We start from the raw sequence: 25,262 nt of genomic DNA on the forward strand, positions 1-25,262 counted from the left end.
CGGTCACCTCGGGCGCTCGTCGGCCTGACTGTGCCAGGAGTGCCAGAGCGCCGCGTACGCCCCGCCGGCAGCCACGAGGTCGTCGTGGCTGCCGATCTCGGTGATCCGGCCGTCGGCCAGCACGGCGACCCGGTCGGCGTCGTGCGCGGTGTTGAGCCGGTGCGCGATCGCGATGACGGTCCGCCCGACCAGCACGGCGGCCAGCGCCCGTTCGGTACGGCGGGCGGTGCTCGGGTCGAGCGCGGCGGTCGCCTCGTCGAGGATCAGCGTGTGCGGGTCGGCGAGCACCAGCCGGGCCAGCGCGAGCTGCTGTGCCTCGGCGGCGCCGAGCTGCCGGGCCCCGTCGCCGAGCTGGGTGTCCAGGCCGTCGGGCAGCTCGACACACCAGTCGGCACCCACGGTGACCAGCGCGGCGCGCATCTGCTCGTCCGACGCGTCGGGCGCGGCGAAGGAGAGGTTGTCGCGCACCGAGCCGATGAAGACGTGGTGTTCCTGCGTGACCAGGGCGATCCGCCGCCGACGTTCGGCGGGGTCGAGGTCGGTGACCGGGCAACCACCGATGCTGACCACGCCCTCGCGGGGCGCGTCGATCCCGGCCAGAAGCCGAGCCAGCGTGGACTTGCCGGCGCCCGACGGACCGACGACGGCCAGCCGCTCACCCGGCTGCACCTCCAGGTCGATGCCGTGCAGCACGTCCGGCCCGCCGGAGTAGGAGAACCGCGCCCCGCGTACGACGACCCGTTCGCCCCGCGACGTGGCCGCCTGACCGGGTGGCTCCGGCAGGACCATGCCGACGCCGAGCACCCGGGCGTACGACGCGAAACCGCGCTGCGCCTGCTCCGTCCACTGCAACAGCCGGTCCATCGGGTCGATCGCCTGTTGCAGGTAGAGCGCGGCGGCGACCACCGCGCCGAGGGTGACCAGGTCCCGGGAGAGCAGGTAGCCGCCGACGAGCAGGACCAGGGCGATCGGCAGCGGGTAGCTGGCCTCGACGACCGAGAAGAACACCGTACGCAGCGCCAGGGTCGCCCGTCGGGCCTGCCACACCCGGGTGATCCGGATGGTGCCGTGCCGGATCCGGTCGTCGGTCAGCCGCAGCGCCTCCACCGTGCGGGTGCCCTCGGCGGTGGTGGTGAGCGTCTCGGTCAACTCGGCCGCCGCCGCGCCTTCGGTGAGGTAGGCGGGACTGGCCCGCCGCAGGTACCAGCGGGTGGCCGCCACGATCGACGGGAGCCCGGCCAGCGCCGCCAGGCCGAGCAGCGGATGCAGCAGGAAGACCGCCCCGAACAGCAGGGTCAACTGCACCGAGGCGATGACGATGGTGGGCACCACGTCCCGCACCGTGGTCCCGACCGTCGACACGTCGACCGAGCTGCGGGTGGCCAGGTCGCCGGAGCCGGCGCGCTCGACGACCGAGACCGGCAAACCGAGAGTCCGGGAGACGAACTCCTCCCGCAGCTCGGCGACGGCCCGTTCGCCGAAGCGGTGCCCGGCGTACTGGGCGTAGCGGGAGAGCAGCGCGCTGACCAGGACGCAGCCGGCGATGGCCAGCGCCAGCCGGTCCACGGTGGCCACCTCCGCGCCGGCGGTGACGCGGTCGACGATGGTGCCCAGCAGCCACGGCGGGGCGAGCCCGGCGACCGCGGCCGCACCGTGCAGCGCCAGCACGACGCCGACCGCCCGGCGATGCCGACTGATCATGTCCCGCAGGGCGCGACGTACGGTGCCTCGGTCGGCCACCGGCAGCCGGCTCACCGGTAGACCTCCTCGGTGTCGGTGGGCTGGTCGAGATCGGCACTGCCCCGGGCCACCAGGTGCCGGTAGTCGGCGTCGGAGTCGAGCAGGTCGGCGTGGCTGCCGGTGGCGGTGATCCGGCCGGCGCTCAGGTGTGCGACCAGATCGGCCCGGCCGAGCAGCAGCGGCGAGGTGGCGATCACCACTGTCGTCCGCCCGGCCCGAGCGGAACGCAGCCGTTCGGCGATCCGCGCCTCGGTGTGCGCGTCCACCGCCGACGTCGGGTCGACGAGGATCAGCACCTCCGGCTCGGCGAGGAGCGCCCGGGCCAGGCGGACCCGTTGACGTTGACCGCCGGAGAGGGTCCGGGCTCGGGCGTCCAGTGGGGTGTCCAGCCCGGCCGGCAGGGCGTCGACGATGTCGTCCGCCGAGGCGGTCCGCAGGGCCATCCGGATCCGTTGGTCGTCGGCCCCGGGGCGCAGCACGTCCCGCAGTGTCCCGGCGAAGAGGTACGAGTCGTGGTCGGCGACCACGATCCGGGAGCGGACCTCGTCCAGGGCGACCCCGGTCAACGGCACGCCACCCCAGGTGGTGTCGCTGACGGCGTACCGGCCGAGCCGGTCGGCCAGCGCCACGGCCGCCGCCGGGTCGTCGGCGGCCACCCCGGTCAGCCGGCCGGCGGGCACGGTCAGGCCGGTCTCCGGGTCGTGCAGGTCGGCGGGGCCGGCCGGTGCGGCCAGGCCACCCGGCCGGCGGGCGTCGGGCACCGAGCCCGACCACCGACGACCCGGGCCACCGACCTCGTCCGGTGTCACGTTGAGCAGGTCGGCGATCCGTCGGGCGGCGACCCGCCCCCGGATCAGCTGGTGGCTGCCCTCCAGCAGGAACCAGACCGGCACGATCAGGGTCGCCACGTATCCGTAGACGGCGACCAGCTCGCCGATCGTGACGGCACCGGTCACCGCCATCCGGGCCGTCAGCCACACCACCGCGGCCAGGAACAGCCCGGGGATGGCGACGGTCGCCGCGTCGATCCAGCTGTTCACCGCGCCGACCCGGTAGCCCTCGGCGCGCAGGGCCTGGGATCTGGCCGCGTACCGCCGGGCGAACAGGTCCCGGCCGCCCACCCCGGCGAGCACCCGCAGCCCCGCCACGATGTCCCCGGAGCGGGCGGTGAGCGCGCCCTGCTGCCGGCGGTAGACCGACTCGGCCCGCTCCAGGCGGCGCAGCAGGGGCCCGACGACAAGGCCGACCGCCGGCACTCCCAGCAGTACGCAGAGCGCCAGCAGCGGGGAGATCGACCAGAGCACCACGGCGATGATCCCGTACGCGACGACCGCGCCGACGCCCGGCCCGGTCAGCGTCAGCACCTGCGCGGTCCAGTCGATGTCGGAGCCGCCGATGGTGGACACCTCGCCCGCGCCGACCCGGCGGGGCAGCACCGCGCCGATCCGGGACAGGTGGCGCAGCAGCACCTCCGCCGAGCGCGCCTTGGCGTCCTCCCGAATGAAGGTCATCGTGCGGTGCCGCATGATGCCGAGGTAGGACAGGCCCACTCCCGCGACGACGATCGTCGCGACCCAGAACGCCAGGGCGCGGGTGTCCCCGGCGCGCAGCCCGTCGTCGACGGCGCGGTAGATCAGGTAGGGCCGGGCCGACAGCCCGACCATCCAGGCCGTCCCGAGCAGGCTGCCGCGCAGCACCCGCCAGGGTTGGCAACGGACCAGCCACCACAGGTATCGCATCGGACCCCGGGTGTCGGGAGTGCCAGGATCGGAATGCGGGATCTGCGGGGGCACCCGACCACGCTACCGACCAGCTCGGCCGCCCGACCGACCCAACGCTGGTGAGGTGCGCCTCCGTTTCTGTCGGAAGGGGGAGGCAGAATCACGTTCGTGCTGGTGGCGGTGGTGTCCGACGAGCGGGGCGGGGGTGTGCTGTGCCCGCTGGGTGCCGACGGTCGGCCGACCGGCCCGGCCGAGGTCGTCGTCGACCTGGTCGCGGCGGTTGCCGCCCGCGAGGCCGCCGAGCGCCCGCGTTGGGTCTGGTCCGCCGCCACCTCCGCCTACCCGCCGCTGCTGCGTGCCGGCGTCCGGGTCGACAGGTGTCACGACGTGGAGTTGACCGAGGCGTTGCTGCTCGGGCAGGCGGGCCGCTGGGGTGAGCCCCGCTCGCTGGCCGCGGCCTGGGCCCGGTTGACCGGCACGCCGGTGCCGCCCGACCCACCGCCGCGCGCCGCCGCGCCCCCCGGGCACGGCCAGGGCGCGCTCTTCGACACGCTGCCCGGCCCGTCGGGGCCGGGCATCGACGCACTGATCCAGGTGTACGCCGACCAGCTCGCCCGCATCGCCGCGACCGAGCACCCCGGCCGGTTCCGGTTGCTGGTGGCCGCCGAGTCGGCTGGCGCGCTGATCGCTGTGGAGATGGGTGCCGCCGGGTTGCCGTGGCGTGTCGACGTACACGACGAGATCCTGCACGAGCTGCTCGGCGAGGCGTCCCCGGTCGGTGGCCCGCCACGCCGGCTCGCCGAGCTGGCCGCCCGGATCGCCGACGCGTTCGGCGTCCGCCACCTGCACGCCGAGTCCCCGGCGGAGCTGTTGAAGGCGTTCGCCCGGGTCGGGGTGGAGCTGCCCAACACCCGGGCCTGGGTGCTGCGCGGGGTCGACCATCCGGCGGTGCCGCTGCTGTTGGAATACAAGGAGCTCTACCGGATCTGGACGGCGCACGGCTGGTCCTGGCTTGAGCAGTGGGTGCGCGACGGGCGGTTCCAGCCGGAGTACGTGCCGGCTGGGGTCGTCTCCGGCCGCTGGGCGACCCGGGGCGGTGGCGCGTTGCAGATCCCGAAGGTGATCCGCCGGGCGGTGGTGGCCGATCCGGGCTGGCGGTTGGTGGTCGCCGACGCCGGCCAGTTGGAGCCGCGGGTGCTCGCCGCGGTGTCCGGCGACGCGCGGCTGGCGGCGGCGGGCGGAGCCGGCGACCTCTATGCCGCGCTGGCCCGCGACTCGTTCGGCGGCGACCGGTCCAAGGCCAAGGTGGCCCTGCTCGGCGCGATGTACGGGCAGACCGGCGGCGCGGCGGTGCCCGCGTTGGCGGTGCTGAAGCGCAGCTACCCGACGGCGTTCGGTTACGTCGAGGCGGCGGCGCGCACCGGCGAGGCGGGTGGGCTGGTGCGGTCGTGGCTGGGGCGGACGTGTCCGCCCGGTTCGGTGGGGTTCGGTGATCCCGACGACGCGCCCTCCGATCCGGACGGGGCGGCTGACCCACGCGGCCCCCGGGCTCGTGCCGCGCGATCCCGGGGCCGGTTCACGCGCAACTTCGTCATCCAGGCGACCGCTGCCGAGTGGGCCTCCACGTTGCTGGCCACGCTGCGTGCGGAGTTGGCCGGCACCGATGCGGAGCTGGTCTTCTTCCAGCACGACGAGGTGGTCGTGCATGCGCCCGCCGCGCAGGCGGAGGCGGTCGCCGAGGCCATCAGCCGGTGCGGCGAGCAGGCATCTGCGCTGCTCTTCGGCGCGACCCCGGTCCGGTTCCCGCTGGATCTGTCCATCGTGGACTGTTACGCCGACGCGGCCTGACCGGCGCGGGCCCCCGGGTGGCCGCGCCGCCGGGCGAGGGGTTCCTCGCCGCAACGCCGGCTCGGTTAGCCTCACGGCGAGCGTCACGTCGACGTCGTAACGGGGGAATGTGTCATGGTCGCTGGAATTGCCCGTCATCTGGCCGGAATGGCTGTCGCCTGGTTGGTGGTTGTCGCGGAGGGGGTCGTGGGCTACCTCGGCCTGCTGGCGTACGCGCTGGCCACCGGGTCCGACGTGGGCGGCCCGCTGGCCGGGCCGATGTTCGTGGTGATCGCCGCGCTGCTCGGCGCCGTTCTGCTTCCGCTGCTCTTCCTGCCGGCGGTGGCGGTCGCGGAGGCCGCCGGCCGGCGGCGGGGGACCGGCCGGGTGGCGGCGCTCGCCGCACTCGTCGCGGTCGTGCTGGCCGCCGCGTACGCCGTGGTCGGGGCGATTGCCACGCAGGTGTCCGCTGCCTATCTGCCGCTGGTCGCGGCGGTCGCCGCGCTGCTGGTCCTCGCTCCGGTCGTGCTGTACGCGCTCACCGCGCGCGGTGTCGGCTGGGTGGCCCGCCGGGTGCCCCGGCGGCGGGGCGGTTCGATGGTCGCGCTGTCTCCAGAAGCGGGCTGACCGCCGCGCCCCGGCGAGCGGACCTCTTGGCAGAGCCGCCGGGCGTGTAACGGTTGTGCTATTTCTCCTTTTCGCCCCGCTACTCTCGGCCGGGCCTCCTCGTTGCAGTGTCCGTAGGAGGGGGCGGATCGGTTGCGGTCGCTCCCATGCTTGAGGGGGCGCAGCTGAACGGGATCGCAGGAATGATCATCGCCGCGGGCGGGGGACGACGGATCGGTGGTCCCGAGGCGCTGCTGCACCAGGGCGAGAAGCCACTGGTCAACCAGATGATTCACACGATGACCGAGGCGGGCTGCGAGCAGATCGTGGTCGTGCTGGGTGCCGCCGCCGAGCAGGTCCGGGAAACCGCCGATCTGGGCAGCGCCACCGTTGTCATCAACAAGGCGTGGGGCACCGGGGTCGGTTCCTCCATCCGGGCCGGCTTGGCCGCCATGGACGACGAGGGGATCGAGGCGGTGGTGGTGGTGCCGGTCGACATGCCGGGGCTGACCGCCGTCGCGGTCCGACGGGTGGCCGCACTGCCGTACCCCGATGTGTTGGTCTGCGCCACCTACGACGGGCTGCGCGGCTACCCGATGCTCTTCGGCCGCCGGCACTGGCCGGGCATCGCCACCCTGGCCAGCGCCGACGTGGGTGCCCGACCCTACCTGCTGGCGCACAAGGACCAGATCGTCGACATCGCCTGCGACTCGGTGGCCGACGGCAGCCGGGTCGACACCCCGGAGCTGATGGAGCTTTACGGGCTCACCGTCCCCCCCCAGCGGGTCGGGGTCTAGGGACGAGTTGGTAGCGGCTGCGGGCGGGTGTTGAAATCCCCAGCCGGTACGGCTGCGGTGCGTCGCCCATTCGCCGGTCCAGGCCGCGAGACCGGGCACCCATCCGTACGTGCTCTGCTCGGCCTTGACCTCCCACTTTGCGGTGTTCATCGCGGCGAAGGCGTCGAGAACATCGCGGCCGACGCAGACCCAGGAGATTGCTCGGGTTGATGTCGGAGTGAACGAGCGTCCGGCCTTTCACCTCGGGCAGGGCGAACCCGAGTCGGCCCGCCGGGGTAACCAGGTCCCAGGCGGGGCCGGCGTGACCTGGAGGGCTTCCAGAGTCACTAGACGAGAAAGTCCTTACTCGGGACGGGGCTGCGGGTGCAGCGAAGGGCGCTCGCCATCCGCTGTGGCTGGCCCAGCATCCGCCCCCCACCGAGGTGACCGACGGTCACCGCCGGCCGCCGGCTGCGCGGTTCGGCCCCCCACCAACCAACGGTCGCGCTCGAAATGCCACAGTCGAGGCGGCCTTGACGAAGACCATGCCGGATGGGCTGACGACGGTTGACGCGACCTCCGCGTGGTTGCCCGTCGGAGCCGGGTGCACGCCGATGATGCCGCCGACCCGCTCGGCTATCTCCGTCACGACCGAATCGGGGCAGAGCAGACCATTCGCTGCGCATGGGTTACCTCCCGCTGTTACTTGCCGGGCTGCGGCGGGTTGGGCGGGCACCAGGACTCGGCCTGGAGGGGCCGCAGACCGACGGGTCACCGTGCCACTCTGCCGGCGCTCTCGTACGCCGCCGCTCGGGCGAGCACCTCGGGGGTGGCGCGGGACGGGTGGCCGCTGTCGAAGGGTGGCTGTGGGTCGTACTCCATCCAGAGCTGGACGGCCTCCGCGGTCGTCCGGTCGGTGAGGAGTTCGACGAGTCTCAGTCCCATGTCGATGCCGCTCGACACACCGGCGGCAGTGATGATCCGTGCGTCCAGTTCTTCGACGACCCGCTGGCCCGTCGGCTCGGCGCCGAAGCGGGCCAGTTCCCCCGCCACCCGGTAGTGGCTGGTGCTCCGTCGTCCCCGCAGGAGTCCGGCTGCTCCCAGGAGGATCGAGCCGGAACACACGGAGGTCGTGAACGTCGTCGTCTCATGGATCCGCCTGATCCAGCCCGGTAGGGGCCCGGCGAGAGCCTGGATCGTCCCCGGTCCTCCCGGGACGACGAGCACGTCGGTCGCCACCACGTCGTCGAACGCGGACTCGGCCACGAGGGAGACCGCCCCACAGTCGTCGCGCACGGGCCCGGGGCGTTCGGCGACCAGGAGCACGTCGATGCCCGGGGTGAGGGCCAGTGGCTGGTAGACGCCGATGACGTCCAGCGCGGTGAAACGCTCGTACAGCGGGATGACGACGTGGGTCACCGGAAGCTCCTACAGTCGGAAATGGCTGCGGTCAGAGGGTCGAGAAGCGTGCGCGAAAAGCGCCAGGGGTGGTGTTGAGCCGTTCGCCGAAAACACGGCGCAGCGATTCGGCGGATCCGAATCCCGCCCTGGTCGCCACGGCGTCGAGGCCGAGGTCGGACTGCACCAGCAGGCGTTTGGCGGTCTCCAAACGAAGCTCGGTGAGGTAGCGCCCGACGGTTAGTCCCGTCTCCCGTGCGAAGAGACGCTGAAAGTGCCGGGGCGACATGGCGAGCTGCGCGGCAAGGTCGTCGACCCGATGTGTCGCGGCCGGATCGGCGTCGAGGGCACGCTGAGCGGTGGCCACCCGCTTCTCGGTGGCGCGTTCCAACCACACCGGGCCGGAGAACTGAGCCTGGTGTCCGGGCCGGTGCAGGAACATCACGAGCCAGCGGGCGATCTCCTGGGCGACTCGTGCCCCGTGGTCGGCCGCCACGACGGCCAGTGCCAGGTCGATTCCTGACGTGACACCACCCGACGTCCAGACCGGGCCGTCGTGCACGTAGAGGGCGTCGTGATCGACGGTGAGGTCGGAGAATAGCCGACCGAGGTCCCTGGACAGGGACCAGTGGGTGGCCACCCGACGACCACTGAGCAACCCGGCCCGCGCGCACAGGAACGCCCCGGAACAGATGGACAACAACCGCGTGGGGCGGCATTCTCGCAGCCAGGCGAGGAGGTCGGCGTGCCCATCCTCGGCCGCCGCCGCTCGGCCGCCCGGCACGACGAGGGTGCCGGCCCTGACCGGCTCTCCGAGCGCGGTGGCCATCATGACCAGGCCGCTCTCGGACACCACCTCGGCCTCCGCGCCCGCCAGCCGCAGGTCGTACGCGGGGTGCTCACCACGTGCCGCCCGGTACCGGTTCGCCCCCGCCAGGACCTCCCACGGCCCGGTGACGTCGAGGGATTGCATGCCCGCAAAGGCGACGACGGTGACGCGCTCAACCATGCCCTGAGTCTGCCGGCGGAGCCATCGTGGCGCCATGACGCCGTACCCACGGAAAGTGACACGGGGTTCCCCCCGTGGCGGGTGCTTCAGTCCTGCGCCGAGTCCAGCTTTCCGGTGGCGGCGAGCCGCTGGTACCAGTGGGCGCTGTCCTTCCAGGTGCGGACCTGGGTGTCGTAGTCGACGCGGATGATCCCGAAGCGGCGGTCGTAGCCGTAGCCCCACTCGAAGTTGTCAAGCAGCGACCAGACGAAGTAACCGCGCACGTCGGCGCCCTGCGCGCGGGCGTCGGCCATCGCGCCGATGTGCCGACGCAGGTAGTCGGTCCGCCGGTCGTCGTGGATCCGCCCGTCGGCCGACACCACGTCGTCGAACGCCGCGCCGTTCTCGGTGATCATCATGGGCTGGCTGGGGTATTCCTGGTGCAGGCGCAGCAGCAGCTCGGTAAGGGCGGGCGGGTCGATGTTCCAACCCATCGCCGTGTACGGGCCGGGCTGCGGCAGGAAGTCGACGTTGTCGGCGGCGACCCACGGCGTCGAGGCCGAGGCGCCGTGCCCGTCGGCGTCGGAGCGGGCCGACACGCCGTCCCAGGCCCGGACCAGGGTGCTGGAGTAGTAGTTGACCCCGAGCACGTCCAGCGGCACCGCGATCAGCTTCTCGTCACCCGCGCGGACGAACGACCAGTCGGTGACGGATGCGGTGTCGGTCAGCAGATCGGCCGGGTATTCCCCGTCGAGCATCGGGCCGAGGAACGCGCGGTTGGCCAACGCGTCGATCCGCCGCACCGCGTCCCGGTCCGCCTCCGAGCCCGACGCTCCCCGGATGACGTGCAGGTTCAACGTCACCGACAGCTCGGCGGCCGGAGCCAGCTCCCGGACCACCCGACCGGCCAGCCCGTGCGCGAGGTTGAGGTGGTGCACCGCGGCCAGCGCCGCCGCCGGCTCGATGCGACCCGGAGCATGCACACCGGAGGCGTAGCCCAGGTACGCCGAGCACCACGGCTCGTTGAGCGTCGTCCAGGTGTGCACCCGGTCGCCCAGCGCACCGACGATGCCTGCCGCGTACTCCTGGAAGCGCAGCGCGGTCTCCCGCGCCGCCCAACCACCGGCGTCCTCCAGTTCCTGCGGCAGGTCCCAGTGGTACATGGTGGCCACCGGGCGGATGCCCCGCTCCAGCAGACCGTCCACCAGCCGCGCGTAGAAGTCGATGCCGGCCTGGTTGAAGCGGCCCGACCCGCCCGGCTGCACCCGCGGCCAGGAGATGGAGAAACGGTACGCGCTGAGCCCGAGGTCGGCGATGTGCCCGAGGTCGTCGGCCCACCGGTGGTAGTGGTCGGCGGCCACGTCGCCGGTGTCACCGTTCAACGTCCGACCCGGTGTGTGGCTGTAGGTGTCCCAGATGGACGGTCCGCGCCCGTCCTCCGTGACCGCGCCCTCGATCTGGTACGCCGCCGTCGCCGACCCCCAGACGAAGTTCTCCGGGAAGTGGTGTTGCGTCATCGTTCCGTCCCCTGGATCTCGCAGCTGTAGTCCGTCGAGGTGCCGGCAACCAGTTCGACACTGGCCGTCGCCGCCTCGTAGCGCACGTCGAACTCGGCGCCCGGCCCGTCCCCGGGTGACGGTACCCGTACCCGGGTCCGCTGCCCCTCGGCCGGTGCGTACAGCCGCAGCCGCACATCGTCGGCCCACTCGTAGTCCGGTCGGTCGGTGCGGGAGCCGAACGGGATGACAGCGCCGGGCCGGGCCAACACCGGCAGGCTGTCGATCGCGTGCTTCTCGGTGACCCACGCCGGGCCGGTGACCTGAGCGCCGCTGACCAGGTGCGTCCAGGTGCCGGCGGGCACGTAGTAGGTGACGGTGCCGTCGGCGCTGAACACCGGCGCGACAAGCACGTCCGGGCCGAGCATGTACTGCCGGTCCAGGTGCGCCGTGGCCGGATCGTCCGGGAACTCCAGGAACATCGGGCGCATCACCGGCGTACCGTCGCGGTGCGCCTCCTGCGCGGCGGCCGCCAGGTACGGCATCAGGCCGAGCTTGAGCCGGGTGAAGTGCCGCAGCACGTCGACGGCCTCGTCGTCGAACGCCCACGGCACCCGGTACGACCCCGAACCGTGCAGGCGGGAGTGCGAGGAGAGCAACCCGAAGGCGACCCAGCGCTTGAACACCGCCGGATCGGGGGTGCCCTCGAAGCCGCCGATGTCGTGGCTCCAGTAGCCGAAGCCGGACGCGGCCAGGGACAACCCGCCGCGCAGGGACTCGGCCATCGCGACGAACGTCGACTCGCAGTCGCCGCCCCAGTGCACCGGGAACTGCTGCCCGCCGGTGGTGGCCGAGCGGGCGAACAACACCGCCTCGCCCTTGCCGCGCTCGGTCTCCAGCAGCTCGAAGACCGCCTTGTTGTAGAGGTAGGAGTAGTAGTTGTGCATCCGCTGCGGGTCCGAACCGTCGTGCCACACCACGTCGGTCGGGATGCGCTCACCGAAGTCGGTCTTGAAGCAGTCGACGCCCATGTCGAGCAGCGCCCTGAGCTTGCCGGTGAACCAGCGCACCGCGTCCGGGTTGGTGAAGTCGACAAGCGCCATGCCGGCCTGCCACCTGTCCCACTGCCAGACCGAACCGTCCGGGTTACGGACCAGGTAGCCGGCCTCGCGGCCCTCCTCGAAGAGGTACGACCGCTGCGCGATGTACGGGTTGATCCAGACGCACACCTTCAGGTCACGCTCGTGCAGCCGGCGCAGCATCCCCTCCGGGTCCGGGAAGGTCGCCGGATCCCAGACGAAGTCGACCCAGTGGAACTGGCGCATCCAGAAGCAGTCGAAGTGGAACACCGACAGCGGCAGCCCGCGCTCGGCCATCCCGTCGACGAACTCGGTCACTGTCTTCTCGTCGTACGAGGTGGTGAACGAGGTGGACAACCACAGCCCGTACGACCAGGCGGGAATCCGGGCCGGGCGGCCGGTGAGCGCGGTGTAGCGGCGCAGTACGTCCTTCGGGGTGGGCCCGTCGATGACGTGGTAGGTGAGCGACTGCCCCTCGACGCTGAACTGGGTCTGCGCGACCACCTCGGAGCCGACCTCGAACGACACGTGCTCCGGGTGGTCCACGAACACCCCGTAGCCGGCGCTGCTGAGATAGAACGGCACGTTCTTGTACGCCTGTTCGCTGGCGGTGCCCCCGTCGGCGTTCCAGATGTCGACGGTCTGCCCGTTCTTCACGAACGGGCCGAAGCGCTCACCCAACCCGTACACCGTCTCACCGACACCGAGGGCGAGCCGCTCGTGCACGTGCCGGCGGCCCTCGGCGTCGGTGACGACGCCGATGCTGCGCTCGGTGGACGCGGTGACCACGCGGTCGCCGTGCAGGAACTCGACCCGCCACCCGTCGATGAGCGCGACCCGCGCGGTCAGCTCACCGGTGGTCAGCGTCGCGCTGATCCCGGTGACGTCGACGGTGATCGGGTGCGTCTCGTCGGTGCTCAGCCCGAAGTGCGGCTCGCGGGGCAGTCCACCGGTGTGGTGGGCGATGGTCACCCCGATGACGCCGGGGGCGGGGGAGAAGAACCGGACGGTGACCAGGGGCCGGTTCAGGGTGTCGCCGCGACCGGTGATCTGGCCGGCCGGCGCGAAGACGGTGAAGCCGCGCTCGTCCGGCTCGACCGATTCCACGACGCCGGGGCGTAGGACGCTGACACCGGGGCGCAGTTGCCAGTACCCGTCGGTGAACTTCACTTCTCGGCTCCTGCCGTGATGCCGCGCGCCAGGGTGCGCTGGAAGATGAGGAAGAAGAGGATGGCCGGGACCAGGCTGATGAGGGCGCCGGCGTTGGTGGTCGGGGCGTCCATCAGCCGGTCGCCCTGGAGCGACGCGAGCGCCACCGGGATGGTCTGCGTCTGGTTGTCGATCAGCATGACCAGCGGGATGAGGAACTCGTTCCACGTCCAGATGAAGAAGAAGATGAGCAGCACCGAGAGGGTGGGCCGCAGGTTGGGGAAGACCACCCGCCACAGCACCGTCCACTTGCCGGCGCCGTCCAGCGCCGCAGCCTCCAGCAGCGAGCGGGGGAACGTGCCAAGCACCGAGGCGAGCAGGTAGGTGCCGAACGCGCTCTGGATCACCGTGAAGATGATGATCACCGCGAGTCGGGTGTTGTAGAGCCCGACCTCCTTGGCCGCGTAGTACAGCGGGTAGATCAACGCCTCCTGCGGCAGCATGTTGGCAAGCAGGAAGAGACCGACGATCCAGAGCCGGCCGCGGACGCGGCCGATGCCCAGGGCGTACGCGTTGAGCAGTGACACGGCGACGCCGAGCACGGCCACGGAGCCGGCGATGAGCGCCGAGTTCCAGAGCTTGAGCGGGAAGTTCACCTCGGTCCAGTACGTGCGCAGACCCTTTGTGTAGAACTCCGTCGGCCAGCTCAGCGGGCCGGCCGACGAGTAGTCACCGGGCGACTTGAACGCGTTGAGCAGCATGAACGCGAACGGCACCAGCATGACCAGCGCGCCGAGGACGACCAGGGCGAGCACCACCCAGCGGCTGACGCCGCGGTGGTGGCGGTCGGGAACGGGCCGGGCTTGCTTCACCCGCGTGGGGACCGGTGTGATCGTCACGGCCATGTCAGAACCCCCGGTCCCGGCGCTCGCTGCGGGCCTGCATCCAGATGAAGACCACAGCCACCACAACGATGATCAGTGTCAGCACCGTGGAGATCGCGGAGCCGTAGCCGACCTGCAACTTCTTGAAGAACGTGTAGTACGCGAAGTACGACGGCACGTTTGTGGCGTTGTCCGGGCCGCCCCGGGTCAGGGCGAAGATCGGCCCGAACACCTTCAGCGCGGCGATGGTGCAGGTCAGAGCCACCACGAAGGTCTCCGGCCGGATCTGCGGGAGGGTGATCGCCCGGAACCGGTGGACCCAGTTCGCGCCGTCGACCTCGGCCGCCTCGTACAACTCGGGGTCGACCCGCTGCAGCGCCGCCATGAACACGACCACCGGGTAGCCGATCTGCACCCAGATCATCACCGCCATCACGGCCGGCAGGGCGGTGCCCGGGTCGCCGAGCCAGTCGTGGCGTAGCGCGCCGAGACCGACCGCGTCGAGCAGGCTGTTGAACGCCCCGTCGGGGCGCAGGATCCAGCCCCAGACGATGCCGGCCACCACGACGGGCAGCACCTGCGGAAGGTAGAACGCGGCCCGCAGCGCGGCGGCGGTGCGCGGCTTGAAGCGCCGACCGATGACGTCGAAGAGCACAGCGGCGAGCAGCAGCCCGAGCACTGTGGGCACCACCACCATCGCCACGAGCATCCAGACGGTGTTGCGGAACGACGCCCAGAACACGTCGTCCTGCAGCAACTGCCGGTAGTTGTCCAGGCCGACCCACCGGGGGTCGCCGATGCCGGACCACTTGGTCAGCGACAGGTAGAGGGTGCCGACCAGCGGCGCTCCGATGACCAGGACGAAGAGCACCGCTCCGGGGAGCAGGTAGAGCCAGTACGCCGCGTTGCGGCCGCGGCGTCTGCGGCTGGGCGCGGGCGGGGTGGGCGTCGCGGCCGGCGGTGTGGCGGCGACGGTCTCGGAGACTGCCATGGAAGATCCTTCCCGGCGGGGCGGGCGGGCGGGCCGGTCGTGCCGGTCGCGCCCGCCGCTCGCCGTGTCACTTGCCGGTGATCTCCTTGACGCCATCGGCGTACGGCTTGGCGATCGTGTCGAGGACCTGGTCGGGAGACTTGGACCCGTTGATCAGGCCCTGGAAGCCGGAGACCAGCACGTCGTAGTAACCGGGGACCGGCCAGTCCGGGTAGAAGGCGAGCCCGTCCTGCTTGCTGACCGTGTTGAAGTCCTCGATCAGCTTGCGGTCCTTCGGGTCGCTGATCTTCGACGCGTCAGCGGCGACCGGGACACCACCGTTGTTGCCGATCAGGTCCTGGATCTCCGGACGCAACGTGATGTCGATGAAGTCGTACGCCAGGCTCTTGGCCTTGCTGTTCTCCGGGACCACCCACAGGTTGCCGGAGGAGCCGGCCTGCAGGGTGTTGCCGGGGAAGAGGAAGGTGTCCCAGTTGGCCTTCATCTCGGTCTTGAACCGGCCGTACCACCAGCTACCCGAGACGATCATCGGGACCTTGCCGCCGATGAAGGCGGTGCCCATGTCCTCGGCCTTGAGGCTGGCCGAGTTCTTGGCGACGTAGCCCTTGCGCACCCACTCGGCGAAGGTGTCCGCACCGTACTTGAGCGGGTCGGCCTTGAAGTCGACAGGGTTCTTGTAGAGCTGGTAGTTGTCGACGAACTGCCTGTCGCCCTTGGACAGGGCGAGTTGGTAGAAGAGCTGCCCGGCCGGGTACTCGGCGCCGGCCATGCCCAGCGGGGTGACGCCCTTGCCGACGAAGGTGTCCATCGCGGCGGTCATCTCGGCCATGCTGGTCGGCACCTTGACGCCGTTCTGCTGGAACAGGTCCTTGTTGTAGTAGACAGTGACGTACTCGCCGTAGTTCGGCACGCCGAACCACTTGCCCGAGCCCATCACACCCTTGTCGCTGTACCGGGCGGTGGTCTGCAGGCTGGAGCTGAGCTTGCCGGCCCAGCCGCGCTTGTCGGCCTCGGCGCTCAGGTCGGAGAGCAGGCCCTGGGTGGAGAGCAGGCCGGCGGTCGCGTTGCCCTTGTTGTACTCCATGATGTCCGGGCCTTCGGACGAGTTGATGATCATGCCGGCGTTCTGTTGGATCTGCTCGAACGCCTTGCGCTCGAAGCGCACCTCGACGCCCGGGTGCTCGGACTTGAAGATCTCGATCGCCCGGTCCCAGCCGACCCCCATGGCGCTGTTCTCGCTCTCGTAGTGCCAGAGCTTGAGGGTCTTGGCGTCGCTGTCGTCCCCGTTGTCGCCACCGCCGCAGGCGGCCACGGTGGTCGTCGCGGTGGCCGCCAGGGCGATCGCGGCGACGAGCCGATGGAATCGCTGCATTACCATCCTCCTCGTTGAGTATCTAGCCGGTACTTCACGAGGCCCGTCGTCGCGTTGCCGCGCGGCGGCGGGCCGTTTCTACTTGTCAGCCCCCATGATTTGGCGGCTTCGTGGTGCGGCCGTCGAGCCCCGGATCTCCAGCGAGCACGGCAGCAGTTGCTGGTGGAGCCGATTGCCGGCGCCGTCCAGATGGCGCACCAGCGCCTCGATCGCCATCCGACCCAGTGCCGAACCGGGCGACGTCATCGCGGTCAGCGCCGGGGTCGCCAGTTCGGCCACCTGCGGCGAGGTGACCATCGAGACGACGGAGACGTCGTCGGGCACCGACAATCCACGGCCGGTCAGCTCGCCGAGAATGCCGAAGATCGCCGTCTCGTTCATGGCCAGCACTGCGGTCAGCTCCGGGGCCTGCGCGAACGCGTCGGCCAGGGCGGCCCGCCCGCCCGCCGCGCTGTCCTCGGCCGCGATCATCACCGGGTCGAGGCCGTGTCCGGTCATCGCCGCGACAAAGGCGTCCCGGGTACGCAGCGCGGGCCCGTAACCACTGGCCAGCGTCGCCGCCGAGTGGTTGACGTAGACGATCCGCCGGTGCCCGAGGCCGACCAGGTGCGCGACGGCCTCCCGGACGGTCTGGTCGAAGTCGATGTCGACGTAGGAGAGGGCGCTGGTGTCGCCGGTCCGACCGATCAACACCAGCGGTACGCCGGCCTCCTGGAGCACTGTGACCCGTTCGTCGGCGAGTTGGACCTCCATCAGCACGACGCCGTCGAGCATCCGCTGGGTGGCCAGCCGCCGCAGGTCGTCAAGATCGCCACCGCCGACCGGCGACAGCACCAGGTGGTAGCCGGCCGCGCTGGCCGCCGACGCGGCGCCGGTGACGAAGGCGGTTTCGGTGGCGCCCAGGCCGCGCTCGTCCATCGGCATCAGCAGGCCGAGGATCCGGCTGCGCCGGCTGGCCAGGCCACGGGCCATCGCGTTGGGCTGGTAGTCGAGTTCCGCCATCGCGGCGAGCACCTTGTTACGGGTGGCCTGGGAGATCGGCCGGGCGCCGGTGAGCACGTACGAGACGGTGCTGACCGAGACCTGCGCGAGGCGGGCGACGTCGTGCATGGTGGCCACGCGTACCTCCTCTGGCCGGGGGTGGGACCGCTCCCGCCTGTCCGTCGAAACGTTTCGACGAAGCGGTTCGACAGGACGCTAGGCCACCTGTTACGGCGACGTCAATAGCCGATGTCGAAAACAATTCAGCGGTCACGCGACACCCCCGCGCCCGTCCCTCCTCCGCGCCGCGCGCCTCCGCGCGGCGCGCCTCCGCGCCGCGCGCTGTGTCCCGGTGCTTTTCGCGTTGTAGCGTCGCGTGCTTCCGCCCTGTAGCGCCGCGCCCTGGTGCTTTTCGCGTTGTAGCGTCGCGTCTTTCCGCCCTGTAGCGCCGCGCCCCGCTGCCTGCTCCGTGCCGAGCGGCCCGCGTCTTTCGCCCCGCGTCCCCGTGCCCTTCGCTCCGATGCGGGCGCCCCGCGCGTGCGTCCCGGAGGGGTGCTCCTCAAGATCGCGCTCGATCCTTGTTGTAGTCCCCGGGCGGTCACGGAGGCCACTACAACAAGGACCGAGCACGATCTTGGAAGCAGGGGCAGGGGCAGGGGCAGGGGCAGGGGCAAGGGGCGCGGCGCGGCGCGGTAGGCGCGGCGCGGCGCGGTAGGCGTGGTGGGCGCGGCGAGATCAGCGAGCAAGATCCGCGCAACATCAGGGAAGTTGCGCGGATCTGGCGCGGATCTTCACGCGGGGCGCGGGGCGCGGGGTGCGGGGGTGCGGGGCGCTGCGCGGTGCGGTGGGCGTGGTGGGCGCGGCGAGATCAGCGAGCAAGATCCGCGCAACATCAGGGATGTTGCTGCCTCCCGCGCGCCGGAGGCAGCAACATCAGGGAAGTTGCGCAGATCTTGGCGCGGGGCGCGGGGCGCGGGGCGTGGGGCGTGGGGCGCGGGGGTGTGGGGGTGTGGGGTGTGGGGGTGTGGGGCGCGGGGGTGTGGGGCGGGGTGCGGGGTGCGCGCGATGCGGGGCGGGGCGCGGGGGTGCGGGGTGCAGGGGTGCGGGGGTGCGCGATGCGATGCCGTGCGCGGGGCGGGTGCGGGGGTGCGCGCGATGCGATGCCGTGCGCGGGGCGGGGTGCGGGGGTGCGCGATGCGATGCCGTGCGCGGGGCGGGGTGCGCGGGGCGCGGGGGTGACGAGGGGTGACGAGGGGTGGGGTGGGGTGCTGAGGCTGGGGGGAGGTGCAGAGGGCTGGGCAGGATGCGCGGGTCAGGTCAGGTCGAACAGCGCGGCGGCGTTGTCCCAGCAGACCGCGCGCAGCCAGTCGTCGCCCAGGTCCAGCCGGGCCAACCCGGTGAGTTGGTCGGCGTACGGGTAGGGGATGTTGGGGAAGTCGCTGCCCAGCAGCACCTTGCCGGACAGTCCCAACTCACGCAGCCGGGGCAGCTCGTCGTCGGGGAAGGGGACGAACTGCTCGAAGAAGGGCGTGAAGGCCATTGTGGTGTCCAGCCGGACCCGCTCGTACGCCTCCGCGAAATCCAGGAACGCCCGATAGTCCGGGGCGCCGAGGTGCGCCACCACGGCGGTCAGCCGAGGATGGCGGGCCAGTAGCTCGCCGAACTGCTCCGGGCCGGTGTGCGCGGTGCCCACGGGTGCGTGGCCGGCGTGCACCACCACCGGCACACCCGCGTCGGACAGCATCCCCCACACCTGGTCCAGTGCCGGATCCGTCGGCGAGAAGCCGCCGACCTGGACGTGCACCTTGAACACCCGGGCCCCGCCGGCCAGCGCCGCCTCCACGTACGCGGGCGCGTCCGGTTCGGGGAAGAAGGTGGCCGAGGGCAGGCAGCCCGGGGTGACCCGGGCGAAGTCCAGCGACCAGCGGTTCAGATTCGCGGCCATGCCCGGCCGATGGGCGTACGCCAGGGCGCTGAACGCCCGCACGCCGAGACGGTGCAGGTACGCGACCCGTTCGGCGTCGCTCCACCGGTACCGGATCGGCCACTCGGTGCCCACCAGTGGACCGGCCGCGTCGAAGTACGCCCAGATCCGGCGCAGTAGCCGCGGCGGTAGGAAGTGCACGTGCACGTCGGCCAGCCCGGGCAGCCCCAGTCCGCGCCAGAACTCCGGCACCCGCGCGTCGGCGGCTGGCGGCGGCTCCGGCACCGGGTCGGTCATATCTCGATGTCGAACCGGCTCAGCACCGAGGGCGCGATCAGGCCGACCGTGGCGAGCGCCGAGACAACGGTCAGTGCGATGCGCATCCCGACCACCTCGGCCTTGCTGCCGACCCGCAGGGCGATGCTGTTCGGCAGGCCGATCATCATCCACATCCGCCGCTTGATCGGGATCGGCCAGAGGATCGGCACGCCCGCTCTGGTGATCATGTCGCCGAGGATGTGCACGAAGCAGCCCACGCCCAGGGCCGTGCCGATCAGCGGATAGCCGCGGCCACCCGGCAGGTTGGCGAAGGTGAACCAGGCTGCCCCGGCCGAGGCGAGGGTGATGATCACCCACCCGGCACGTTCGGCCCACTCGTCGAACAGCCCGCGCAGCGCCAGGCCGAACATGAAGAAGAGGATGGTGATGACCGCCCACTTGCCGTACGCCGCGCAGAGCGCGGTGGTGCCCCAACCGACCAGCAGGGTGAACGGCAGCGTGTGGGTCAGCGTCCGGTGCCCGTTGTTGCGGCGCGGGTCCCTGCTGAGCTTCGTGGCGTAGTAGACCCCGAGCGAGATCTTCTCCATCACCTCGGCGGCGAAGAGCGAGAAGACGCCGAAGGTGCGAGCCACCGTGGCGCCGCCCTGGTTCTTTGTCACCTTGCCCGACATGTCGAGGTCGGGAAAGAGTGCGCCACCGGCGCACACCGCGGTGCCCACCGCCAACGCGAGCGGCGACTGGTGATAGTCGGCGAACTGGTCCAGTGCCCAGGACCCGGCCAACCACGCCGCCGCGCCGGACAGCGCGTGTTGCGGTCCCATCATCTCGGCTCACCCTCCCCAGGGATCTTGAGCGCCAAAACTACGCCACTGTAGTCAGCGTCGGCGCCGCAGGGGCATCACCCGGAAAGTCCACATAGGAGCGGGTCACATCGCGGGGGTGAAGCTCTGCCGGATCATCGGCAAGTATGCCGCGTTGACCTGCCAGTCGAACTCTTTTGTCAACCACGAGACGGTGTAGGAACGTTCGGCCGAAGTGTTGGCCAGCAACCGAAAACTGTGCAGCTGATCGCCTGCGGCGTTCTCCCAACCGCACTCCCAGACCGCGCCGCCCTCGAAGATGTTCATCGCGGAGATGTCCACCCTGAGGTAGCCGGTCAGCAGCGCGTCACCGGTGGTGAGCCGCGCCTCCTCGGCCTTCCAGTACGCCACCGGGTCGGCCCGCGCCGGCCCTGCCTCGACACTGAGCACCCGGGCGCCGTCATGCTCCCGGAAACAGGTCACCGCCCCCTCGGTCCAGCGCGTCCAGCCCACCGGCACGGCAATTCGAAACCCGGTCGGGTCGTCGTGCCACGTCCAGCCCTCGCGCAGTCGGTACGGCGCGTCCGCCGGGCGCGACATCGAGACCACCGGCGTGGCCGTCGGTGGTGGTGGCGGTGGCGCCGCGCAGGCGAACGCGGCCGGTCGGGCGGTCGACGCGCCACCTCCGGACCCCGACGGTGGTGTCCGCTCGACGTGGCGGTCGACAAGTGCCAGCGTCACACCCGCGGCGACGAGCAGGGCGGTGGCCGCCCCGCCCAGGACGAGCAGGCGCCGCCTGCCGGGCCGGGTACCCGGCGTGCGAGTCGGTGTCGGCGAATCGCCGGGTGGGGTGTGCGGGTCGACCCGGTCGGGCAGGACGGCCCGGCTCGCGCTGCGTACCGCGGCCACCGCAGCGGACCGCGTCGGTCCGACCGGCCCGTCGTGGCCCGCCGCGGCACTGCGCAGCAGCGGCTCCACCTCGGCAGCGGTCAACCGCCGCCAGGGGTCGCGTTGCAGCAGGCCCCTGAGCGCGGGGCGCAACGGACCGGCGCGGCGCATCGGATCCGGTGGGTCGGTGGCCAGCGCGCTGAGGGTCGCCATCGCGCTGGACCGGGCGTACGGTGACCGCCCCTCGACCGTCGCGTAGAGCGTCGCGCCCAGCGACCACAGGTCGGTACGCGGATCCGACACCCCTTCGCGGGCCCGCTCCGGCGCGACGAACTGCGGCGAGCCGAGCACCGTGCCCGGCCCGGTCATCGCACCCTCACCACCGTCGAAGGTGGCCAGCCCGAAGTCGGTGAGCACCACCCGCCCGTCGTCGGCGACCAGCACGTTGTGCGGCTTCACATCGCGGTGCAGCACCCCGGCGGCGTGCGCGGCCCGCAGTGCGGCGAGCACCGCCAACCCGATCTGGGCGGTGCGCTGCGGGCTCAGTGGCCCCTCGGCGCCGATGATCTGCTGCACCGACCGCGACGGCACGTACTCCATCACGATCCACGGGCTCTCCCGGTCGTGCACCACGTCGTAGATGCGGACCACATTGGGGTGATTGAGCCGGGCAGCGGTGCGTGCCTCGCGCAACGTCCGCAGCCGCGACTCCTCGCGTTCGGCCTCGGACAGCCAGGACGGCGGCACGACCTCCTTCACCGCGACGTCGCGATGCAGCATCTCGTCGCGGGCAAGCCACACCCGACCCATCCCGCCGGTGCCGACCAGGTCGAGCAGCCGGTACCGACCCGCGATCAGCAACTGATGCACGGTCGCTCCCCCTCGGTCACCCCGGGTTACACGATAGCCACCGATGCCGGCAATCTCATCCGCTGAGCGGCCTCGATCCACGCCGGACGGTGGTCCGGATCATGGCCATACGGTGCAGGTCAGCGGGGTGGTCGGAAACTCTTTCGCACCACCGCCCAGTCGGCGTCGGCCGCCGCCCAGTCCTCGTCCGCGGTGATCCAACCCAGCGTCCAGGGGCCGGCTCCGGCGACGAGCTGTCGCGCGTGCAGCAGTGGCCCGTCCGGTGCCCTCCAGCGGCACTCCCACTCCGCGCCGCCGTCGCTCGCGGCGAGTCGGATCTCCTCGTACTCCGGCAGTGCCCCGGCCCCGGCCGCCGCGTCGCGGACCGCCCGCAGCCCGACCAGCGGATTGGCGGCACCGCCGGCGGCGACGCTGAACGCCCGACCGGTCGCCGGGTCCTGGAAACAGGCCACCACCCCGTCGCGGGAGTAGTGCCAGGTCGCCGGCACGGAAACTCGGAAGCCGGCGGTGTCGGCGTGCCAGACCCAGCCGGTCGGCGGCCGGAACCGTTCGCCGGGAGCCGGCGCGCGGGCCGGCACCGGCGCGCCGCCGATGTCCGGGCGGACGCAGGCAAACGGTGGTGGGGCCACGCCGCGCCCACCGGGTGGCGGTCGGTGACGGTCGGGGCCGGGACCGTACGGGCCGTCCCGGCCACCGCCGTCCGGCGGGGCGTACGGGGGTGGGCCGGAGGGGCGGGCGACGGTGTCGGTGGGCTGGTCAGCGGTGACGGCCAGCGCGGTGGCGACACCGGCCGCCACGGCCACCAGTAGTGACACGGCGACCAGCGCGGCCCGCCGCGTCGTGCGCCGCCCCTTCGCTCCGGGGAGCACCGGAGCCGCATCGCCCGGTCCGGCGGCCTGACCGGGCTGGGGTAGCGGAATTGTCGGCTCCTGATCGGCCAACTCGTCGGCCCCGGCGTGCGCTTCGCCCGTCGCCGGGTCGAGCCGGCCCGCCGACCCCGACCCCGACGCCGGCCCTGACCCCAGCCCCGACGCTGACACCGACGTCCCCGACGCCGCCGGACCAGACGACGCCGACGTCCCCGACGCCGCCGGACCAGACGCCGACGCCGCCGACGCTGACGCCGACGTCCCCGACGCCGCCGGATTAGACGACGCCGACGTCCCCGACGCTGACGCCGACGTCCCCGACGCCGCCGGACCAGACGACGCCGACGTCCCCGACGCCGCCGACGTCCCCGACGCCGCCGACGTCCCCGACGCCGCCGACGTCCCCGACGCCGCCGACGTCCCCGACGCCGACGCCGGCCCTGACGCTGACCCCAGCCCTGACGCTGACGCGCCCGATGCCGCCGGACCAGACGACGACGCCGGAGGCGGGTCGGTGTCACCGGTCGCGGCGCTGACCAGCAACCGGCGGGCCGCGTCGTGGTCGAGGCGGTCGCGCGGGTCGCGGCGCAACAACCCCGCGAGTACCGGCGCGAGCACCCCGGCGTGCGGGGCCGGGTCCGGCGGTCCGGCGGCCAGTGCGCTCAGGGTGGCCATCGCGGTGCTGCGGGCGTACGGGGAGCGGCCCTCCACGGCGGCGTGCAGGGTCGCCCCGAGGGACCACAGGTCGGCGGCGACAGTGGACGCCCCCTCGGCGGCTCGTTCCGGGGCGACGTACTGCGGGGAGCCGAACACCATGCCGGGGCGGGTCGTCACGCCGTCGCCGCCGTCGAAGGTGGCCAGCCCGAAGTCGGTGAGCATCACCCGCCCGTCGTGCGCCACCAGCACGTTCTGGGGCTTGATGTCGCGGTGCAGCACCCCGGCGGTGTGCGCGGCGTGCAGCGCGTCGAGGACGGCGAGGCCGATCCGAGCGGCGTGGGACGGCTCCAGTGGCCCTTCGGCGTCCACCAGGTCCTGCAGCGTGCGGGACGGGACGTACTCCATCACGATCCACGGGCTGCCGTCGACCGGGATGACGTCGTAGAGCCGGACCACGGCGGGATGGTTGAGCCGGGCCGCGGCGCGCGCCTCCCGCAGGGTGCGCGAGCGCAGTTCGGCCCGTTCGTGGTCGGCCAGCCACGTCGGCGGCACGATCTCCTTGACCGCGACCTCGCGGTGCAGCATCTCGTCGTGGGCCAGCCACACCCGACCCATGCCCCCGCGACCCACCAGGTCGAGCAGCCGGTACCGACCGGCGATCAGCACCTGCGCACGCTCCTCCTCAGCCGCCGTCCGGGCTACACCCTAACCAGCGGATCGGGAGTCACCTATCGGTAGTCCGACTCGGCTCAGCAGGCGGCGTGGTCGACGCGCGTCAGCAGGTTGCCCTCCGGGATGGCGATCCGGGCACGTCCACCAGCCAGTCGGGCGGAGGCGCGCCGGGCCTGGAGTGGGCCGTGCTCCCGGCGGGCCGCGGCGTAGCTGGCGGCCGTGCGGGCGGCGATCGTGGTCCACCCGTACTGTTCGCCGACCATGGTGCGGGCGCGGCGCGCCACCCGCCGGGCGAAGACCTCGTCGTCGAGCAGTTGACCGACCGCGCTGGCGAGCGCATCCGGGTCGCTGTGCGGGAACGTCACCCCGGTCACGCCGGACTCCACGATCTCGGCGAGGCCGCCGGTGCGGGCCACCGCCAGTGGCGCCCCGGCGGCTGCCGCCTCCAGCGCCACCATGCCGAACGGCTCGTAGAGGCTGGGCACCACTGTCACGTCGGTGGCGCCGAGCATGGCCGGCAGTTGGGTGGAGTCGAGGAAACCGGTGAACCGGACGGTCGAGCAGAGCGCCAGCCGTCGGGCCTGGGCTTCCAACTCGGGCCGGTACGGGCCGTCGCCGGCGATCACCACGCGCAGACCCGGGTGCCGCTCGCGCAGCCGGGGCACCGCGTGCACCAGATGCTGGACGCCCTTCTCGTAGACCAGCCGTCCGGCGTACCCGATCAACGGGCCGTCCCCGGCGAACCGGGCCCGGGCCGCCGCGACAGCGCGTGGACGGGCCCGCCAGGCCCGGCCGTCGACCCCGTTGGGCACCACGTCGACCTGGCTGGCCGGGATGTCGAACAGGGCCCTCACCTGCTCACGCATGTATCCGGAGCAGACGATCACCCGGCCGGATTCGCTGGTGAGCCACTGCTCGACGCCGTGGATGGTGCGGTTCATCTCCTCGGGCAGCCAGCCCTGGTGCCGCCCGGCCTCGGTGGCGTGCATGGTGGTGACCAGAGGCAGGTCCAGGTGCTCGGCAAGGGTGATGGCGGTGTGGGCGACGAGCCAGTCGTGGGCGTGGATGACGTCGTAGGTGCCGGCCTGGGTGGCGCGTAGCGCGGTGCGGGTGAGGGTGTGGTTGAAGGCCATGGTCCAGGCCAGCAGGGAGCTGGTGGCGAGGGGGAAGGTGACCGGGTCTTCGGGGGCGCGCAGGATGCGGACGCCGTCGGCGTACTCCTCCATGGGTGCGCCGTCGGTGTGGCGGGTGACGACGGTGACCTCGTGGCCGGCGGCGGCGAGGGCGACGGAGAG

The 25,262-nt window shown here is 72.1% G+C and carries 18 protein-coding genes; 3 read left to right on the forward strand and 15 right to left on the reverse strand.

Going from position 1 to position 25,262, the window contains the following annotated elements; all coding sequences use genetic code 11:
- Positions 1-3 precede the first annotated feature (3 nt).
- A complete protein-coding gene (locus ABZU25_RS18130; RefSeq protein WP_355030508.1) occupies positions 4-1,701 on the reverse strand; it encodes an ABC transporter ATP-binding protein in 1,698 nt (565 codons plus the stop codon).
- 50 nt (positions 1,702-1,751) lie between these two features.
- The gene (locus ABZU25_RS18135; protein ID WP_355030490.1) at positions 1,752-3,479 is read right to left on the reverse strand and encodes an ABC transporter ATP-binding protein; all 1,728 of its coding nucleotides are present in this window, start codon (positions 3,477-3,479) and stop codon (positions 1,752-1,754) included.
- Positions 3,480-3,599: 120 nt separating this feature from the next.
- On the opposite strand from ABZU25_RS18135, the gene ABZU25_RS18140 reads away from it, so the two are divergent.
- From ABZU25_RS18140 to ABZU25_RS18150, 3 genes are all read left to right on the forward strand, one after another.
- Positions 3,600-5,309: a bifunctional 3'-5' exonuclease/DNA polymerase gene (locus ABZU25_RS18140; RefSeq protein ID WP_355030509.1), complete on the forward strand. Its 1,710-nt coding sequence runs from the start codon at positions 3,600-3,602 to the stop codon at positions 5,307-5,309.
- A gap of 114 nt (positions 5,310-5,423) precedes the next feature.
- A complete protein-coding gene (locus ABZU25_RS18145; RefSeq protein WP_355030491.1) occupies positions 5,424-5,915 on the forward strand; it encodes a hypothetical protein in 492 nt (163 codons plus the stop codon).
- 182 nt (positions 5,916-6,097) lie between these two features.
- A complete protein-coding gene (locus ABZU25_RS18150; RefSeq protein ID WP_355030492.1) occupies positions 6,098-6,691 on the forward strand; it encodes a nucleotidyltransferase family protein in 594 nt (197 codons plus the stop codon).
- Between the two features lie 750 nt (positions 6,692-7,441).
- On the opposite strand, the gene ABZU25_RS18155 is transcribed toward ABZU25_RS18150, so the two are convergent.
- The 13 genes from ABZU25_RS18155 to ABZU25_RS18215 form a co-directional block, all read right to left on the reverse strand.
- Positions 7,442-8,089 (reverse strand): DJ-1/PfpI family protein, encoded by a 648-nt coding sequence (locus ABZU25_RS18155; RefSeq protein ID WP_355030493.1) that lies wholly within the window; start codon positions 8,087-8,089, stop codon positions 7,442-7,444.
- Positions 8,090-8,120: 31 nt separating this feature from the next.
- A complete protein-coding gene (locus ABZU25_RS18160) occupies positions 8,121-9,077 on the reverse strand; it encodes a helix-turn-helix domain-containing protein (protein WP_355030494.1) in 957 nt (318 codons plus the stop codon).
- A gap of 86 nt (positions 9,078-9,163) precedes the next feature.
- Positions 9,164-10,573: a GH1 family beta-glucosidase gene (locus ABZU25_RS18165; RefSeq protein ID WP_355030495.1), complete on the reverse strand. Its 1,410-nt coding sequence runs from the start codon at positions 10,571-10,573 to the stop codon at positions 9,164-9,166.
- Positions 10,570-12,801: an alpha-xylosidase gene (yicI, locus tag ABZU25_RS18170; RefSeq protein WP_355030496.1), complete on the reverse strand. Its 2,232-nt coding sequence runs from the start codon at positions 12,799-12,801 to the stop codon at positions 10,570-10,572. The genes ABZU25_RS18165 and yicI overlap by 4 nt, the downstream gene beginning before the upstream one ends.
- Entirely contained in the window at positions 12,798-13,685 is an 888-nt protein-coding gene (locus ABZU25_RS18175; protein WP_355030497.1) for a carbohydrate ABC transporter permease, read from the reverse strand. Before ABZU25_RS18175 ends, yicI begins: the two co-directional genes overlap by 4 nt.
- Before the next feature lies 1 nt (position 13,686).
- On the reverse strand, positions 13,687-14,655 hold the full coding sequence (locus tag ABZU25_RS18180; RefSeq protein ID WP_355030498.1) for a sugar ABC transporter permease: 969 nt from the start codon (positions 14,653-14,655) through the stop codon (positions 13,687-13,689).
- A gap of 67 nt (positions 14,656-14,722) precedes the next feature.
- Complete coding sequence (locus tag ABZU25_RS18185; RefSeq protein ID WP_355030499.1) at positions 14,723-16,027, reverse strand: extracellular solute-binding protein; 1,305 nt, start codon at positions 16,025-16,027, stop codon at positions 14,723-14,725.
- Positions 16,028-16,105: 78 nt separating this feature from the next.
- Entirely contained in the window at positions 16,106-17,137 is a 1,032-nt protein-coding gene (locus ABZU25_RS18190; RefSeq protein WP_355030510.1) for a LacI family DNA-binding transcriptional regulator, read from the reverse strand.
- A gap of 1,183 nt (positions 17,138-18,320) precedes the next feature.
- Positions 18,321-19,229, reverse strand: coding sequence for an amidohydrolase family protein (locus ABZU25_RS18195; RefSeq protein WP_355030500.1), 909 nt, complete (start codon positions 19,227-19,229; stop codon positions 18,321-18,323).
- Complete coding sequence (locus ABZU25_RS18200) at positions 19,226-20,035, reverse strand: metal-dependent hydrolase (protein ID WP_355030501.1); 810 nt, start codon at positions 20,033-20,035, stop codon at positions 19,226-19,228. The genes ABZU25_RS18195 and ABZU25_RS18200 overlap by 4 nt, the downstream gene beginning before the upstream one ends.
- Positions 20,036-20,137: 102 nt before the next feature.
- Complete coding sequence (locus ABZU25_RS18205) at positions 20,138-21,769, reverse strand: serine/threonine-protein kinase (protein WP_355030502.1); 1,632 nt, start codon at positions 21,767-21,769, stop codon at positions 20,138-20,140.
- A 119-nt stretch (positions 21,770-21,888) separates the two neighbouring features.
- Complete coding sequence (locus ABZU25_RS18210) at positions 21,889-23,961, reverse strand: serine/threonine-protein kinase (RefSeq protein WP_355030503.1); 2,073 nt, start codon at positions 23,959-23,961, stop codon at positions 21,889-21,891.
- A gap of 83 nt (positions 23,962-24,044) precedes the next feature.
- Positions 24,045-25,262 (reverse strand): glycosyltransferase family 4 protein (locus ABZU25_RS18215; protein WP_355030504.1); only part of this gene is annotated, 1,218 nt, incomplete at its 5' end.

The organism is Micromonospora sp. NPDC005215 (assembly GCF_040607915.1).
Classification (GTDB): domain Bacteria; phylum Actinomycetota; class Actinomycetes; order Mycobacteriales; family Micromonosporaceae; genus Micromonospora.